This window comes from Bacillus thuringiensis (genome assembly GCF_001595725.1).
GTDB lineage: Bacteria > Bacillota > Bacilli > Bacillales > Bacillaceae_G > Bacillus_A > Bacillus_A thuringiensis_K.
This window is the reverse complement of the sequence record NZ_CP014282.1, coordinates 1,186,257-1,203,795: the sequence shown is the minus strand read 5'-3', so window position 1 is coordinate 1,203,795 and position 17,539 is coordinate 1,186,257. Positions and strand designations below refer to the sequence as shown.

Here is a 17,539-nt window from a genome sequence, read left to right as displayed (position 1 = left end):
ACATATTCTTTACGTTTTCCATATTTTATAGAAATAACACCTACTTCCATTGTAAAGAAAGAGAATTTCATCTTCAAATTTGGTGCACAAACTTATGTATGAATAGGTAACTGTCGTGTCTTATAAACAACATGTTTAATATGCTATAACAGTAACTATTGAAAGTAGGTGAAACATACATGTGCGCTGGTCTTCTCGCTCAGTTTCCAGAGGAACCGAAAGAACCGAAAGCCGCCCTCCCGCTTGAACAAGAATTTACCGTTAATGCAACATTATACAGTGCTCGCGCTTGGTTATCAGACAATGATACTTTCTCTCAAACTATTTGGAAAGCCACTCGCTTTGCTTCTGCATCACATGCTGGTAAGTCCATCTTCCCCGTCGGTACTATTAAAGTTGTAAATGTTTCTGATGATACAATAACGGTTACTATATCATCAGAATCAGATGATGCACTCAAAATAGTCGTTCCTCCTCATTCTGAAGCTGCCTTAACGTCTAGTTCTTTATCTGATGTGCAAGCCAGTACATCCGGGGGAGCAAGTAAAGTCACATTTCTCTTTCATATCTTTTTCTCTAGGGATCCTGGTCCAGCTAAATAACGATAGAAAAGGTACAGCAATATACACTGTACCTTTTTCAAGCGCTCTATTCTCTTGATTTGATTAGTTCAATATTATAAGTTTCGATATCTGTTAACGTTCCTGTAAAATAAGGATTTTCTCTATACCAAGACTGTTTTGCAAAATACGCTTGCATATCTTTCGTTTGAAAAATATGGCCATGCCTTGCATATATTTCGTTTCTAGCAATTTTCAACTGCTCTTTCGATAAATATGTTAAATCTGCGCTCGTTAATTTTCGAATATCACTATCAGGAAAGATGAAACCATTATATACATACTCAGTCGTAGGTGGCGGGGTAACATTATAAACAACTGGTTTTTCTGTACTTTTCTTTTGGAATGGAAGATTATAAGACGAAAGTGCCGTTACCGTCTCTACTTTTGTCGTTTCCCGTCCACTTTCTCCATTTCGTTCTAAATAAATCGTCGCACTTCCATCAGTCGCTACAGGCCCCCATGTAATTTCTTCTCCTGCCAGCGCTGTAACTGGTTTTTGATTTACGTACAATGTTGCACCAGGCGCGTTCGTTTGAACTGTAATATATTGACCTTGCAACGTTAAATCTACCGTTACGTTATTTTGGCTTTGTTTCATAAGTACAACCTTTTCCTCACGCAATAGTTTTACGTAGTCATTTTTATATTCTGATTGAAACACTTGATTTCCCGGAAGAAATGGCCCATATTGCTTCTCAAACTTTTTGTCATCTGTCTTATCAATTTCTTTTCCGTTCATTTTTAACGATACGTCTTTTTCATTTGTAAGCAAAGTTGTATAGTACGTCTTCGCTTTCAATTTATAGCGATCAAATATAACGAAATACTTTCCATCTTTCGTTAATGAAAAATCAGCTCTTTCTATTCCGTCCCGTTGTTTTTCACCTTGTCTCAAGTATTCTCTTAATTCATTTACGTAAGATGGATTTTCTTTTATATATGAAAATAGAGGCGTTACGCTCTCTCTCGTTATCATAATCGATGGATCATCTGCCGTAACGATCTCAGCTAATTTCTCTCCGTCTCTCTCTTGTAAAATCGTAATCATCCGGTCTACTTGTGCCACCTGCGTATAATACGACGATCCGTACAAATACAATCCAATAATCGCTATAACAAATAGCGCTAACAGTGTAATGCCAACTTTTACACCACCGCTCATGTTCTTCTTTACTACAGAACGTCCCCTCTTCGTCCCGCAGTTTTGACAAAATTGCACACCATCTTCAAACTGAACTCCGCACTTTGTACATACCTTCATCCAGTCAACCACCTTTTCATTAGAAGCCAGTTATTCCTTGTGTTAAGGCTTGAATTATCGTGCTAATGTAAGACCAAAGTACAATGAATGTTGCAATTCCAATTAAAACATTCGCAATAATAAGTGTGTAAACGAGATCTAATCCGCCATTGGCTAGTTTTAATACGGCTACAGTTATACTAATCCCTATATAAGTTGTAGCTACCGATAATAATATCGGTAAGAAAAAGATTAATAAGAAACTAAAAAGAAAAGAAAGGACTAATATGACAATAGCCGGCGTCGCTATCGTTCCCCATATACCGAATACTTCAAGAAACGAAAAAGATGATTTCATCATCTTACCACTTACAAAAATAATAAATCCGACAAATAAAGTTAAAATTAATAAAAAGAAAAAGACCGTAATAGATTCTCCAAAAAACGTGGGAGTAGATATATCTGGTGCAAATGTTCTCGTAACTGCTGATGCTGCACTCATCATTCTATAAAAAATACATGCTCCTAAAAAACAAATAAGAATAAGACTTACAATTCCATTTCGCACTTCAATAGCGCCGCTTTTCATAATCGCTGTCGGTGCTTGTAATGCATGTTTAAAAAATTGAAAATAGCCGCTCGCAAACCGCTTCGCTTGTTCTACCGTTTCATTTGGCCCAGTTTTCTTCGCTTGTGCCGCACGTGCTTGTTCCGGCCCTTCTTCTTGACCACTACTTGCCACTACCTCTTCCGTTAACGAATGTCCACAATTCCCGCAAAATTTTGCCTCCGCTGCATTTTCTGTATGACATGACGGACATTTCATTCTCTTATCCCTCCTTAAGCATATACCATATAGGGTGTTACAAGTTCAATATATGACTTTGGACATAAAACATGACTACAAGAAAAAGATTCTGAAATCCTTCTCCCGAAAGAAAATATATGTGCTAGTAATCTTGAAAAAATGCTATTATGAAACAGAATAAATAATATTTTTAACAGATTGGATGACTGGCAATGGAATTGGTAAACTCAATTTTTCAAATACTCCTTACGAGCGTAATCCAATTATTTTCTTTAATTGGCGTTATCATTGTAATTGGATTTCTATTAGGTTATTTAGAATCACTAACACGAATGTATTGGTCGAGGGCTTTCGGAAGAAAAGGATTCCTTTTAACGGCGTGGATTGGTGTTCCGATTCACGAACTTGGACATGCCATTATGTGCGTACTGTTCCGTCATAAAATTGTAGCAACGCAGTTTTTCCCAACAGATACAAGTCAAGGAGCATTAGGTTACGTACAACATCAATACAATCAAAAAAGTGTGTATCAACGAATTGGGAATTTCTTCATCGGCATCGGGCCTATTATTTCTGGTATTACTGCATTAATCCTTTTAATGCGCTATTTCGTACCAGAATCATATTTTTTATTTAATACAACTCTCGAAAAAACGATTGCTTCTACTTCTATTAATGTAGAAATGATCCAAAACATGCTCTTATCGACGTTTGTATTATTGAAAAGCTTATTTACAATCGGCAATTTATTGAATCCTTCCTTTTGGTTATTTTTATTTATCGCCATTTGTATTTCCGCACATATCGCTTTAAGTAAACCAGACATTAAAGGATCAATAGACGGAGTTATCGTCATGTTTATCGTTTTATTTTTATTCAACATCATAGCGGGACTGTTTCAATACGACAGTAACCAGCTAATTGGACAGGTTATGAAATATAATATGTATCTCATTGCGTTTTCTAGTGTAGCACTGCTTTTCTCTTGTCTTTCTACACTCGTTAGTTTTTCGTTTTATAAAATAAGAAGAGGGCGTTCTTTTTGAACGCCCTCTTCTTATTAATTATTCCCCTTATAATCACAATGCTCAACAGGCACACGAGCATGCCCTTCTTCATCGGTACACCATGACTGTGATTGGAATGCAAGAAAGATACCAATCCATTCTTCTTCCTTTTCAAAGTGAATGAGTATCCCTCCGTCTTGCCATATGCCATTATCACCTTTCCATTTCTCTACATTCCCTTGATTCATGTGAATATCATGTATACCGTTTCCTGGTTTGAAATGAAAATAGGAATCTGGTGTATTTTCTTCTGGTCCCCATCTTTCACCAAACGCGTAAATAATCGCTTTTTCTTCTATCGCTCGCTTTATATAACGTTCTATTTTTTCGTTTAAATCATTATCTGCTCCTGCTTTTTCGGGAGGCAAAGGAATCATTTGTTTTGAATCAAATAGATTTCCTCTTACATAATCTAAAGCCACTTTCGGTTCATTGTTTTTTATTTCTGTAAAACCGAATGGTAATGTCGGTAAAATATGAATTGCTTCTGATTTAATATTGTTACTCGCAAAATATAAAACTTCTGATGGATAACTTTGCGACTTTACGTTAATTGCAATACGATAATCTACTCCTGTTTCGCCCTGTAAATGAACTTGATAATGAGGTGTTTTCCCTTTTCCAATCTTTGATTGTATAACTGTACCTTTTAACACACCGTAGTTTTTTAGGGGCATACATTTCATCTCCTATTCATCTAAAATCGGCAAGGATACCCCCTACTTCAATCGTGTGAAGGGCGATAGCCCAACGATAAGTGGGGGAGGAATTGCCGGCAGATACGGTATGGTACGTTAAAAATCCTAAGATTCTGTACCATATCAAGTATCTGAAACTTCCACCTTTCCTCCTACTTTCTCTACTTAAGTTGTTTGCTTTCACTAAAAATCTGTTACAATTTAATTAGTGAAAGGCGGTGAAAATAATGCCTACAATTACTGCAAAAATACAAATCCATGTTTCCGATAATCAAGCTGAAAGTCTAAAGATAACAACGAACGCTTACCGCAAGGCTTGTAATTGGTTATCAAAACACATATTTGAAACAAAGAACCTTAATCAAGTAAATCTCAATAACTTATATTATTCTGATTTGCGAAATCAATTTAGGTTAAAAAGTCAAATGGCTCAATCTGTGATGAAAACTGTAATTGCTCGTTACAAGTCGGCTAAATCAAATGGACATGAATGGTCTTTGATTGACTTCAAACTTGCAGAATATGATTTAGTCTGGAATCGAGATTATTCACTAACCAAAAACCAATTTAGTGTAAACACGCTTGAAGGTCGCCTAAAACTAAATTATGAGCGTAAGGCTATGAAGAAATACTTCAACAGCACTTGGAAATTTGGTACTGCTAAATTAGTGCATAAGTACAAAAAGTGGTTCTTACATATCCCGATGACAAAAGAGTACCAAACATTAGATTTCGCAGATGTAAACAACATCGTTGGTGTTGATTTAGGAATCAACTTCCTTGCAACCACTTATGATAGTCAGGGCAAAACAACCTTCTACAACGGAAATATTGTTAAACATAAGCGTGGTAAATTTAAAGCTACTCGTAAGCAATTACAAACACGACAAACACCATCTTCTCGTAAGAAAATAAAACAAATTGGCTCAAGAGAAAACCGTTATGTAACTGATGTAAACCATCAAATTACAAAGGCACTCGTTGAGGCATACCCTAGAGGTACTATGTTTGTTTTAGAAGACTTAACAGGGGTTCGTTCTGCGACAGAGAAAGTACGAGTGAAAAACCGCTATGTTTCTGTATCTTGGGCTTTCTATCAGTTCCGTCAAATGCTTGAGTATAAAGCTGAATTGAATGGACAAAAGGTAATTGTGGTAGACCCCAAATATACTTCCCAAACTTGCCCTAAGTGCGGAAACATTGAAAAAGCAAATCGTAATAAAAAGCTACACACTTTTAAGTGTAAAAATTGCCAATACCAATCAAATGATGACCGTATTGGTGCGATGAATCTACACCGTAAGGGAATTAAGCATATCAGTGTAGTTACCACAGGAGTATAGCTCTTGTGGTAGGGGCGAAGTCAACCGTCCTTATGCTCCACCATACTAAGGTAGGAGAGCATTGCTCGTTCGTACTACTGGGTAGGAATAAGCGTAGTTGCTCTCTATGAGGGTAGAAGCACTGTCGAACTCCGACAGACGCAAGCCCCCACTTCAAACGCCCCGTAAGGGTGTTAAGTGGCGGGTTGTTGACTTAGTAGAAGCTATTCATATTTAAATCATTATCCACTCATAAAAAAAATCCTCCTATGTTAGGGGGATTTTTAATTTCTCAACATATACCAAACAATAACCTCTACCACTACAAGTAAAACCGCACCAAAGATCATTAACGTCGTCCTCTTTAATAGTTCATTTTCACGGTAAGGGATATTACATAAGTAAGCACCTAATGTAATCCGTGATGGACAAGCGATTGTCGCTACTGATGATGCGGTGTTTTGAAGTGTTGTGACATATTGCCACGGGAGTGCTACGTTTTGTGCGGTTTGCATTTGTAGTTTTATAAACATTGCATTTGATCCTGCGTTACTACCTGTTAAAAATCCACCAATAGCGCCAATAAACGGAGCAACAAAAACGAAAAAGCTTCCAAATGTTTCACCAGCTGTTTTTGCAAGTAATGAATGCATGCCAGATGCACCCATTAGTTCTGAAATGGCGATAAACATTGTCGTCGTAATAGCAAATGGAATCCATTGTTTGATCGTTTGTGAGAATGATTGTTTAATAATATTAGACGGGATGCGGAAGAAAATAATAGTAAATAAGCAAGTCATACCGAGCCAAAATCCTGGTGAATATAGTAACTCTAGTTTGTAAGAGTATGATTTCAAATCAAGAACCGCATATGATCTGAACAAATCATGTAATGCTGGAACGAGGCGAGAAAGTAAAATACAAACTGTTAGAAATATATAAGGGCTAATAATTTTTATAATAGATACTTCTCTCTCCGTTGTAGCCGCATGTTCTGTTATAAGATTTTGCCCACTTTTTCCTTTTAATTTAATGATAAGAAAGCCAAATGTAATCGTAACGATAGAACTTAATATCCCGGCTAGTTCAACACTTACGTACGCATTAGAAAGGTAGATTCCGAGAGAAAATAATAGAAAGAATCCTACTCCTTCTTTCCACTTTTCTATAACCGCTTGCCAGCCGCCAACAACGTGTAAAGAAAGAATAACGAAGTAAGCAAACATCGGAATACTTAATAGCGCTGTATTTGTACCAAGTGTTGTAAGAGGCATATTTATTAGCTGCGAACCGATAATCGTACCCGTTGCCATTGCGCCCCATGAACTAGCTAGTAAGCCAATGAATGAGAGCAGTACAGCTTGAAATGGTTTATATCCTAGTGAAAGAAAAATAGGTGCTGCAACCATGAAGCCAATACCGAATCCACTTACTGATTCAATAAGTGGGCAAATGCCAAAACACATAAGCAGCATTTGTAATAAACGATCCTGAGTAACTGCTTCTAGAAAACGTGCTACTTGATCGATGTACCCCATTTTGTTCATGAGGTGAAATAAAAAAATACCGAAAAATAAAACGTACCCGACAATAAAACAAATTAACCATCCTTTAATCGTTGCGTGCACAGTTTCACTTATCCCTAATTGAAACATTGGCGAGAATAAAACGATTCCAACAGACACAGCATAAGAAATTAACGAGGACCTTAATGACGTTTGTTTAAATAAAAATAAACAAATGAAAATCATCATAATTGGGATAAGTGCCAACAATATGGCCATGTTATCATCTCATTTCGTTTAAAATACAATTTTTAACTATTATATAACAGATGCTATAATTTTCAATTGTTTTTACAACAGATTCAAAAAAGGAACCAAACGGTTCCTTTTCATTCACTCCCATTTTCTATTATCCTGAAAAACTGTCTGCTTTCCGACTATTTCTTTCAACACAACAAACACAATGTAAGTACATATTGCTTGCAATATAATATTCCAAAATTTCATTAATGTAAATGAATGAATCCGTAGAAATAATTCGTTTAATAATACAATCGAAACGATACTAAATAATTCTATACTAATTGAAAATAGACATATTTCTAAAATAGACTGTTCTTGAATGCGATTTAAGTTGGAAAAGATGAATACATATCCTAAAAATAGAGCCATTAACTCTATTTTCGTCATGCTAATTAGCCAAGCGTATAGCGGTACAGTTAAAAATAGATATAGTAGTTTACGTCTTAGCATGCCTTCTCTCCCCTTTAATTATATGTATTTTCTGTATATTTTAACATTTATTACGCAAAACAAAAAGAAGAGACTACGCCTCTTCTTTTTGTTTTGTTGCATATATTAATTCACATATTTCTTCTCGCTTTTCATTTTCTAAAAGCTCAATGATCTTACTTCCAACGACAACGCCGTCGCATATTGTAACCATTTCTTCTACATGTTCTTTTGTTGAGATGCCGAATCCAGCGACTACTGGTAAGTTGACGTGTGATTTTACTTTTTCTAAGTAACTATGAATCTCCTCTTTAAAGTTTTGACGTACTCCCGTTACGCCCGCTACTGTAACGGCGTATACGAATCCTTCTGATTCACTCGTAATTTTTTTGATTCGCTCAATTGGGCTCGTTACGGTAACGAGTGGAATTAAAGCGATATTCGCCTCTCGAAGGAGCGGCGCAATAATATCTTGTTCTTCATACGGTAAATCTGGAACGATGATGCCGTCTACACCCGCTTCTAAGCATCTCTCAATGAATTGTTCTTTTCCGAATGCGAGTACTGGATTTAAATATGTCATGAGTACAAACGGAATTTGTACTTCTTTCCTTACCTCTATCAATGCTTGAAAAATGCCTTTTACTGTTACACCGCCATCTAGCGCTCGTTTCCCTGCTCTTTGAATCGTTGGACCGTCTGCAACTGGATCTGAAAACGGGATGCCAATTTCAACGATGCTCGCTCCCGCTTCATCTAAAAAACGAATTCTTTCTTTTAATTTTTCAAGACCACCATCTCCGCCCATTACGTACGGAATAAATGCTTTCTTACCACTTTCAAACGCTGCTTTAATTTTTTCTACTCCCATTTTTCACACCTCTTCCATATAACGTTTTATACTCTCTACATCTTTATCGCCGCGGCCAGATAAACAAATGACAAGTCCCTCATCTTCCTTCATTTTCGGAGCTAATTTTAATGCGTATGCGACAGCATGTGAACTTTCTAACGCTGGGATAATGCCTTCTTTTCTCGTTAATAATTGAAATGCTTCTAATGCTTCTTCGTCTGTTATCGAATGATAAGAAACGCGGCCAATATCTTTTAGCAAACTATGTTCTGGACCAACACCTGGATAATCAAGTCCTGCTGAAATAGAGTGAGCTTCTTGAATTTGCCCTTCTTCATTTTGCAGAAGATACATCATTGATCCGTGTAAAACACCGACGCTTCCTTTCGTTAAAGTTGCTGCATGCTTTTCTGTATGAACGCCTTTTCCAGCTGCTTCTACGCCGTAAAGAGCAACTTCTTCATCGTGTACGAACGGATAAAACATCCCCATCGCATTACTACCACCGCCAATACAAGCAACGACTGCTTCTGGTAACTTTCCTTCTAACGCCTCATATTGTTTTTTCGTTTCATTTCCAATTACACTTTGGAAATCACGGACAATTTGCGGGAATGGATGTGGTCCGAGAACAGATCCCATAATGTAGTGCGTATCATGCACATGTGAAACCCAGTAACGAAGCGCCTCGTTTACCGCATCTTTTAATGTACCGCTACCTGCCGCTACACTTTCTACTTTCGCTCCGAGTAATTCCATTCGGAACACATTTAATTTTTGACGTCTTACATCTTCTTCTCCCATAAAAATGACGCATTCTAATCCGAGAAGAGCACATACAGTAGCTGTTGCAACTCCGTGTTGTCCAGCTCCTGTTTCAGCGACAACTTTTTTCTTGCCCATTCGTACCGCAAGAAGCGCCTGACCAATTGTATTGTTAATTTTATGAGCCCCTGTATGATTCAAATCTTCACGTTTTAAATAAATCTTTGCACCTCCGCAATACTCCGTCATATTCTCAGCGAAATAAAGCGGTGTTTCTCTTCCGACATACGTTTTTAAATAATGATTTAATTCCTTTTGAAATGCTTCATCTTCCATCGCTTCTTTATATGCTTCTTCTAGTTCTAGTACAGATTGCATTAACGTTTCTGGAACGTATCGTCCTCCATATATACCGTAGTGACCTTTTTCATCTGGATATGCGTAATTCATTTGGAACACTCCTTCGCTTTTTTAATAAATTGTTTTATTTTCTCTACATCTTTCTTTCCTTCCGTCTCTACTCCGCTACTTACATCAACCATATATGGTCGAACAGTTTGAATTGCTTCTTCTATATTAAGAGCGTTTAATCCACCAGCTAATATCGTTTTCTCTCGTAATTCTTTTGGCATATACCCAAGTAATTCCCAAGAAAATGTCTTTCCATTTCCTCCGTGAAACTTTTCCTTCGGGCTATCAAATAATATATAATCCGTTTCATACCCTTGGGCGTTTTTCATATCACTCTCTGAAGTTACTCCTAGCGACTTTATAGACGGAATATTCAATCTTCTAATTTGATAATTGTCTTCATCCCCATGTAGTTGTACATGTGTTAACCCGCACTCATCTGCAATTTTCTGGATCACTTCTACTGATTCATTTACGAAAACACCGATTTTTAACACGTTGGCTGGAAGCTCCTGAATGATTTCTTCCGCTCTCTTTGGAGTGATTTTTCGCTTACTTTCTGCAAAAACAAATCCGAGTGCATCTGCTCCGTATTCGCAAGCACGTTTTGCTGTTTCCATATCAGTGATGCCGCAAATTTTCACTTTCATATGTTCACCTTACAATCTTCAAAAAAGGTACGAATAGAAGATGATGTCATAAGTGCTTCTCCAACTAATACACCTTTTGCTCCAGCTCTTTTAACACGGATAATATCCTCTTTTGAATGAATCCCGCTTTCGCTAATCCAAAGTAATTTCTCCTCATTTAATCGTTTTCCAAGCTTTTCTGTTTGGCCTAAATCGACTTCGAATGTTTTTAAATTACGGTTGTTAATACCGATAACGTGCGGATTTAATTCGATTGCAATTTCTAATTCCTCTTCATCATGAACTTCAACAATTGCTTCTAATCTTTTTTCTCGTACATAGCTATATAGCTCTTTTAATTTCTCTTTCGTTAAAGCTGCTACAATTAATAAAATAATATCTGCGCCAGCTTCATATGCTCTATCAATTTGAATCTTATCGATTATGAAATCTTTACATAAAAGCGGAATGTTACTTTCTTCTCTTGCCGTTTGTAAATCATGAAACGACCCTTTAAAAAATTGACCGTCTGTTAAAACAGAAACTGCTCCTGCGCCACATTCTTCGTATGTTTTCACTTGTTTTCGTACATCAACGTGTAAATTGATATCTCCTTTTGATGGTGACGCTCGCTTTACTTCTGCAATAACAGTAAACTGCTGTAATGCTTCTACGAGTGAATGTGTCTTTCTTTTTGCTTTTACTGGTGTATATATTTCACATAACTCCGCAACTTCCTTTTTCTTCTGTTCTACAATTTTATCTAAAATCGTCTCCACTTTAGTTCACCCTTTCTAATTTTTCGTTGCTTGCTGCAATTAATAAATTTAATTTGGCTAATGCTTTTCCAGAGTCAATGCTATGTGCCGCGAGTTTAATTCCTTCTTCAATCGTTTCCGTTTTTCCATTTGCGAAAAGAGCTAGACCTGCATTTAATAAAACGGTATCGCGGTAAACACTCTTTTCTCCGCTCAATACGCCGACTGTAATCTTTGCATTTTCTTTCGAATCCCCGCCTCTAATCTCTTCATTGTTCACTATTGAGAAACCGTATTTCTCAGGTTCAATACTCGTTTCTACTATTTCATTATCTTTTAAAAGAACTACGTGATTTTCCCCTTGTAATGATGCTTCATCTAAAAAACCACTTCCATTTACGACAAGCGCTTGTTTCCGGCCTAACTTTTGTAATACTTGTGCAACTGGTAATAACATATCTCGTTTATAAATACCCACAAATTGTGTTTCTAAATTCACTGGATTTGTTAAAGGGCCAATTAAATTAAAGATCGTCGGAACATTTAATTCTTTTCTTATTTTCATAATGCGCCTTAATGCTGGATGCATCGCTGGTGCAAATAAGAAGGCAATGCCCACATGCTCTAATAAATAATCAATTTCGTTTGGCGTACTACTAATATTTACACCGAGTTCTTCTAATAAATCTGCACTTCCTGTTTTACTAGAAACAGCGCGATTACCATGTTTTGCAACCTTTACACCTGCTCCTGCCAGTACGAATGCTGATGTTGTGCTAATATTAAACGTTTGGGCACCGTCACCACCTGTCCCGCAATTGTCCATCGCGCCTTGTATATGGTTCGAAAATGGTAATGCCTTTTCACGAAGAGCTCGAACGAGACCGTATATTTCTTCTGCTGTTTCACCTTTCGCTTTCAGTAATACTAAAAAAGCTGCAATTTCACTTTCCAATATGTTTTCATTTAATAAAAGAAGCCCTGCTTTATACATTTCCTCTTCTGTTAAATGTTGCCCCTCCACTAATTTACGAAGATAGTTATTCATACTCTTTCCTCCTCTTTCACTTCGCCTAAAAAGGCATGTATTAACTTTCCGCCTTCTTCTGTTGCGATTGATTCCGGATGAAACTGTAATCCGAAGAGCGGATAATAATTGTGACGAACTGCCATTATTTCTCCGTCGTCCATCGCTGTCGCTAATATGTCAAAACACTCTGGCAAGCTCGTTTGCTCTGCAACAAGGGAATGATAGCGCATTGCTATTAGCGGCTGCATCACATATGAAAAGATTGACGTTCCGTTATGTTTCACACGCGATGTTTTTCCGTGTCTAATACGTTCTGCTCTAACAATGTCTCCTCCAAATGCAGCTATGATCGCTTGGTGGCCAAGACAAATCCCTAATATAGGAACGTTCTTATAAAAATGACCGATGACGTCGATACAAATGCCAGCATCCTCTGGTTTTCCTGGTCCTGGTGAAAGTACAATTCCTCTTGGATTCATCTCTTCTAACTGTTTTATCGTTATTTCATCATTTCTTACAACTACAATTTCTTCTTCATGTTTGCCTAACAGCTGGTACAAGTTATATGTGAACGAATCGTAATTATCGATAAGTACAATCATTTCATTACCTCCAAAAGCGCTCTCGCTTTATTTAATGTTTCTTCATATTCAGCTACTGGATCTGAATCGTAAACGACTCCTGCTCCTGCCTGAACGTATGCTTTTTCATCCTTTACGACCATCGTTCGGATGGCGAGCGCCATATCAAGATTTCCTGAAAAACTAACGTATCCAACTGCACCAGCGTATACATTTCTTTTTTCATTCTCTAGTTCATTTATAATTTCCATCGCTCTAATTTTCGGAGCTCCAGAAACCGTCCCTGCTGGTAAGCAATATGCTAACGCATCAAATCCGCTCATTTGTTTTCGCAATGTTCCGTAAACTTCAGATACAATGTGCATAACGTGAGAGTATTTTTCTACTTTCATATATTTATCTATCGTAACCGAGCCAATTTCGCTCACTCTACCAATATCGTTTCGCCCAAGATCTACAAGCATCATATGCTCTGCTCGCTCTTTCTCATTGCCTAACAGTTCTTTTGCGATTTCCTCATCTTCCCTCTTCGTTTTCCCTCTTGGTCTCGTACCAGCAATTGGATTTGTCATCACTTTATCCTCCCTTACTGATAGTAAACTTTCCGGCGAAGAACCGAGTACAACATAATCTTGGAAATCGATATAAAACATATATGGTGATGGATTTGCAATTCGAAGTTTTCGATATAACGCGAATGGATCACCAATACATTCACTTTGTAAACGCTGTGACAGTACGACTTGGAATATATCTCCCGCTCTTACATATTCTTTGGCCATTTCTACCATCTCACAAAACTCTTTTTCCGTTATAGAAGAAGTGAATGATAATGTGGATGGTATTGCATTTACTTCAGCTTCTTCTCCTTGTAGCACTTCTTCTTTGTATACTCGTAGTCTTTCGTATACTTCCTCATAATTTGCTGAATCATCTTCCCTGCATACATATACAAACGATAACTTTTGGCGTAAATGATCGTAAACGATAAACTCACGATATAGTAAAAGGTGTACTTCCGGAATATTTAATGGGTCGTGTAAATCCGCTCCAATGTTTTCATACTGCCGAATGACATCATATCCAATATAACCAACTGCTCCTCCGCAAAATGGAAATGGACTGTCTACTTGTGATGGTGCAACTACTTCTTCTAACACTTGTAGTACGTTACCTTGTAACTTTTCTGCGCGGCCGAAAATCGTTCGTTCCACTTCCGTACCAACGCTTTTCACTTCTCCATAAGGATTACATCCTAAGTAAGAATAACGCCCTTTATCTTGATGAAGCTGTGAACTTTCTAATAAGAATTTCTTCTTCCCTTTCATACGTCTATATAAAGAAATTGGCGTAATGCTATCCCCTTCTTCTTCAGTGATTACTAAAAATGTCTTTCTCTCTCTTTTTTGTTTTATGAATTCTTCTTTCGTCATCATGTCCTTCACCTCGCCCTGAAAAATAAAAAAGTCCTCTACATATCGAAAATATGTAGAGGACGATAAATATACCGCGGTACCACCTCGTGTTGGATGCAAAAGCATCCCGCTTTGTTCAGGTACAAAATTTATACCTTATCCTTGTAACGGCGGAACCCGGGTTGCCTACTGAATATAATTGTTCAGCATACCTCTCGTAAGCCCATTCCGTATATGGCACCGTACCGGGCTCCCACCTATTCCCGGCTCTCTGTAACGTCTCCAATATACGTACTCTTCTTACTTAAACGATTTCATTTATTTAATTTTTTATACACAAAAAGGGAGTACTCATCCTATAGAAAGGACGGGTACTCCCGTGGTGCCACCTTAATTCGTTACAAATGTAACGCACTTTACCGTATCAAAAACAATACGTGTCTCTTGTATCGATGAGATCATGTCGCCAAAGCCTACTTCTTTCGTTTCGGTTTGGAAGCTCCGAAGCCCATTCCACATCAATTCCATACTGATTCGCACCAACCATCAGCTCTCTGACATGTTCATCATGTGTACTCTTCTTCATCAACGCTTGCATTTTTTTAAGTTGCACTCATTATAGACCTGAATTTTTTCACAAGTCAATACTTTTTTAAAAATTTTATTTTTCTTTCCTTTCAATATTATATTGACAAAACAACCTCTTTTTATGTAAATATAATAAATACTCTATTAAAAATAAGGTTTTTTGTATGAATATTATATATTAAAAAAGTAAAATGACGCCAAAAAACGCTTACATTTCTGAAAATTCGTATTTCTATATGGATTTTTCAGAATAATCATGATAGATTATAAAGTGAAACTTTAATCAGTGGGGGGTGTTCATCCCCACTGATTATTAGTTGAACCAATCGGGCATTTACGGGCAGTTGCTCTCCCACCTAACTTCCTTGCACAGCCAATTTTAAGGTGGGAGTTTTACTACCCGTTAATGCGGGATAAATATGCATAACGCATCAAAAGACATGACAAAAGGAAGGGGAACTATATGAGTACGCAGATGTTAACTTTAACTTCAATCTCTATCTACATGCTCGGGATGTTAGTAATTGGCTATTTCGCCTATAAACGAACGTCCAACTTAACAGATTATATGCTTGGCGGGCGTACACTAGGACCCGCAGTAACGGCATTAAGTGCTGGAGCATCCGATATGAGTGGTTGGCTTTTAATGGGATTACCAGGTGCAATGTTTAGCGTTGGATTAAGTAGTAGTTGGATTGCGATCGGCCTAACACTAGGCGCATACGCAAACTGGCTTTATGTTGCTCCTCGCTTACGTACCTACTCAGAAATTGCAAATAACTCTATTACTATTCCAGAATTTTTGGAACACCGTTTCCACGACAAATCTCATATGCTACGTTTAGTATCTGGACTTGTTATTATGATTTTCTTTACTTTCTATGTAGCTTCAGGATTAGTTTCAGGCGCTGTATTATTTGAAAATTCATTTGGCATGAACTATCATGTTGGATTATTCATTGTAGCAGGCGTTGTTGTAGCTTACACATTATTTGGTGGTTTCTTAGCAGTAAGTTGGACAGACTTCGTGCAAGGAATCATTATGGTAGTTGCTCTTATTCTTGTTCCTATCGTAACAATTATGAATTCGAACGGACTTGGACCTGCATTTGATACAATTCGATCTGTAGATCCAACACGTCTAGATATTTTTAAAGGTGCCTCTACTTTAGGAATGATTTCTCTATTCGCATGGGGCCTTGGTTATGTCGGACAACCTCATATTATCGTACGCTTTATGGCAATTTCTTCTGTAAAAGAACTTAAAAGCGCACGAAGAATTGGTATGAGCTGGATGATTTTCTCTGTTGTTGGAGCTATGTTTACTGGTCTTATTGGTATTGCTTACTATTCACAACAAGAGTTAACATTATCTAACCCAGAAACAATTTTCCTTGAACTTGGGAAAATTTTATTCCACCCACTTATTACTGGATTTTTATTAGCCGCTATTTTAGCAGCGATTATGAGTACAATCTCATCTCAGTTACTCGTTACTTCTAGTGCCGTAACGGAAGACTTATATCGTACATTCTTCAAACGTTCTGCATCTGATAAAGAACTTGTATTTGTCGGTCGTATGGCTGTACTTGTTATTGCATTAGTTGGGTGCGCTTTAGCGTTTAAACAAAATGATACGATTTTAGCTCTTGTTGGATACGCTTGGGCTGGTTTTGGTTCTTCATTCGGACCTGCTATTTTATTAAGCTTATATTGGAAACGTATGACGAAATGGGGCGCGCTTGCTGGTATGATTTCTGGTGCCGCTACAGTCATTATTTGGACTCAATTCAAATTCTTAAAAGATTTCTTATATGAAATGATTCCAGGTTTTGCTATTAGTTTACTAGCCATCGTAATTGTTAGTTTACTAACACAACCTTCAAAAGAAGTTGAAGAGCAATTTGAGGATTTCGAAAAACAACATCGTCATAATTTATAAAAAAATCTCTGCTGTTATCGTAACAGCAGAGATTTTTTACAGTTCGACAATCTTCTTATCAAATTTAACAAATTCTTTATGTTTCGTTAAATTTAACATAACACTACTCCTTTATAGTATGAGTATCAGCACTTATACAGAAAGGGGACTCCAACATGTTAGCAGCTTTCCAGCAACAACAAACACGAAAATTTTCACCTATCACAAATACTTCTGCGTCTTGTTTAAACATGCAACCTAACCCGCCTAAAATTTCAATTGCTCCTTCTGTTATTTCAGTCATCGGTGTTCATATGGAAAAACATAAATTAAAAATAAAAACGGGACAAAACATTGTGTTAGCAGCTTCCATTTTGCCAATACAAGCAACGAATAAAGAGCTTATTTGGTCAAATATGAATTCTGATATCATCACCATATATCCAAAAGGTGACACCGTGACGATTACTGGAAAAAGTGCAGGTAAAGCAGTCGTAATTGTCACAACTGCTGAAGGCAAATTCCGTGACCTATGTGTCATTCATGTACAACCTTATATGACAAATCCAAAGTAAAAGAGTGGCTTCATAGCC

General features: G+C 37.2%; 17 protein-coding genes and 2 other annotated features. Of the genes, 5 read left to right on the top strand and 12 right to left on the bottom strand.

Going from position 1 to position 17,539, the window contains the following annotated elements; genetic code table 11:
• Nucleotides 1-179 precede the first annotated feature (179 nt).
• A complete protein-coding gene (locus tag AXW78_RS06075; RefSeq protein WP_042990049.1) occupies nt 180-602 on the top strand; it encodes a hypothetical protein in 423 nt (140 codons plus the stop codon).
• Between the two features lie 46 nt (nt 603-648).
• Here AXW78_RS06075 and AXW78_RS06070 read toward each other — a convergent pair whose 3' ends face one another.
• Together AXW78_RS06070 and AXW78_RS06065 are read right to left on the bottom strand one after the other, a co-directional pair.
• Nucleotides 649-1,884: a TcaA 3rd/4th domain-containing protein gene (locus AXW78_RS06070; protein ID WP_061883903.1), complete on the bottom strand. Its 1,236-nt coding sequence runs from the start codon at nt 1,882-1,884 to the stop codon at nt 649-651.
• Nucleotides 1,885-1,903: 19 nt separating this feature from the next.
• Nucleotides 1,904-2,689, bottom strand: coding sequence for a zinc ribbon domain-containing protein (locus AXW78_RS06065; protein WP_046945132.1), 786 nt, complete (start codon nt 2,687-2,689; stop codon nt 1,904-1,906).
• Nucleotides 2,690-2,883: 194 nt separating this feature from the next.
• Here AXW78_RS06065 and AXW78_RS06060 point away from each other — a divergent pair, with 194 nt between their 5' ends.
• Nucleotides 2,884-3,717, top strand: a complete 834-nt coding sequence (locus AXW78_RS06060) for a hypothetical protein (protein WP_000424512.1) — start codon at nt 2,884-2,886, stop codon at nt 3,715-3,717.
• A gap of 14 nt (nt 3,718-3,731) precedes the next feature.
• On the opposite strand, the gene AXW78_RS06055 is transcribed toward AXW78_RS06060, so the two are convergent.
• On the bottom strand, nt 3,732-4,415 hold the full coding sequence (locus AXW78_RS06055) for a DUF2278 family protein (RefSeq protein WP_001128605.1): 684 nt from the start codon (nt 4,413-4,415) through the stop codon (nt 3,732-3,734).
• Nucleotides 4,416-4,663: 248 nt separating this feature from the next.
• Here AXW78_RS06055 and AXW78_RS06050 point away from each other — a divergent pair, with 248 nt between their 5' ends.
• Nucleotides 4,664-5,779: an RNA-guided endonuclease InsQ/TnpB family protein gene (locus AXW78_RS06050; RefSeq protein ID WP_001142359.1), complete on the top strand. Its 1,116-nt coding sequence runs from the start codon at nt 4,664-4,666 to the stop codon at nt 5,777-5,779.
• A 263-nt stretch (nt 5,780-6,042) separates the two neighbouring features.
• On the opposite strand, the gene AXW78_RS06045 is transcribed toward AXW78_RS06050, so the two are convergent.
• The 9 genes from AXW78_RS06045 to trpE form a co-directional block, all read right to left on the bottom strand.
• Nucleotides 6,043-7,542, bottom strand: coding sequence for an L-lactate permease (locus tag AXW78_RS06045; protein WP_061883902.1), 1,500 nt, complete (start codon nt 7,540-7,542; stop codon nt 6,043-6,045).
• Between the two features lie 114 nt (nt 7,543-7,656).
• The gene (locus AXW78_RS06040; RefSeq protein ID WP_000946131.1) at nt 7,657-8,016 is read right to left on the bottom strand and encodes a DUF4029 domain-containing protein; all 360 of its coding nucleotides are present in this window, start codon (nt 8,014-8,016) and stop codon (nt 7,657-7,659) included.
• A 73-nt stretch (nt 8,017-8,089) separates the two neighbouring features.
• Nucleotides 8,090-8,866: a tryptophan synthase subunit alpha gene (gene trpA, locus AXW78_RS06035; protein ID WP_000537841.1), complete on the bottom strand. Its 777-nt coding sequence runs from the start codon at nt 8,864-8,866 to the stop codon at nt 8,090-8,092.
• A 3-nt stretch (nt 8,867-8,869) separates the two neighbouring features.
• Nucleotides 8,870-10,063 (bottom strand): tryptophan synthase subunit beta, encoded by a 1,194-nt coding sequence (gene trpB / locus AXW78_RS06030; RefSeq protein WP_046945135.1) that lies wholly within the window; start codon nt 10,061-10,063, stop codon nt 8,870-8,872.
• Nucleotides 10,060-10,674: a phosphoribosylanthranilate isomerase gene (locus AXW78_RS06025; RefSeq protein WP_000865119.1), complete on the bottom strand. Its 615-nt coding sequence runs from the start codon at nt 10,672-10,674 to the stop codon at nt 10,060-10,062. Before AXW78_RS06025 ends, trpB begins: the two co-directional genes overlap by 4 nt.
• The gene (trpC, locus tag AXW78_RS06020; protein ID WP_000447789.1) at nt 10,671-11,432 is read right to left on the bottom strand and encodes an indole-3-glycerol phosphate synthase TrpC; all 762 of its coding nucleotides are present in this window, start codon (nt 11,430-11,432) and stop codon (nt 10,671-10,673) included. Before trpC ends, AXW78_RS06025 begins: the two co-directional genes overlap by 4 nt.
• Before the next feature lies 1 nt (nt 11,433).
• On the bottom strand, nt 11,434-12,459 hold the full coding sequence (gene trpD / locus AXW78_RS06015) for an anthranilate phosphoribosyltransferase (RefSeq protein ID WP_001067349.1): 1,026 nt from the start codon (nt 12,457-12,459) through the stop codon (nt 11,434-11,436).
• Nucleotides 12,456-13,043: an anthranilate synthase component II gene (locus AXW78_RS06010; RefSeq protein WP_061883901.1), complete on the bottom strand. Its 588-nt coding sequence runs from the start codon at nt 13,041-13,043 to the stop codon at nt 12,456-12,458. Before AXW78_RS06010 ends, trpD begins: the two co-directional genes overlap by 4 nt.
• Entirely contained in the window at nt 13,040-14,458 is a 1,419-nt protein-coding gene (gene trpE, locus AXW78_RS06005) for an anthranilate synthase component I (RefSeq protein WP_061883900.1), read from the bottom strand. The genes AXW78_RS06010 and trpE overlap by 4 nt, the downstream gene beginning before the upstream one ends.
• Nucleotides 14,459-14,510: 52 nt before the next feature.
• Nucleotides 14,511-14,755: a binding site (T-box leader), on the bottom strand.
• 42 nt (nt 14,756-14,797) lie between these two features.
• Nucleotides 14,798-15,035: a binding site (T-box leader), on the bottom strand.
• 453 nt (nt 15,036-15,488) lie between these two features.
• Between trpE and putP the strand changes: the two genes are divergently transcribed.
• The gene (gene putP / locus AXW78_RS05995) at nt 15,489-16,967 is read left to right on the top strand and encodes a sodium/proline symporter PutP (RefSeq protein ID WP_000107210.1); all 1,479 of its coding nucleotides are present in this window, start codon (nt 15,489-15,491) and stop codon (nt 16,965-16,967) included.
• A gap of 155 nt (nt 16,968-17,122) precedes the next feature.
• Nucleotides 17,123-17,521, top strand: a complete 399-nt coding sequence (locus tag AXW78_RS05990; protein ID WP_000878730.1) for an Ig-like domain-containing protein — start codon at nt 17,123-17,125, stop codon at nt 17,519-17,521.
• Nucleotides 17,522-17,539 lie beyond the last annotated feature (18 nt).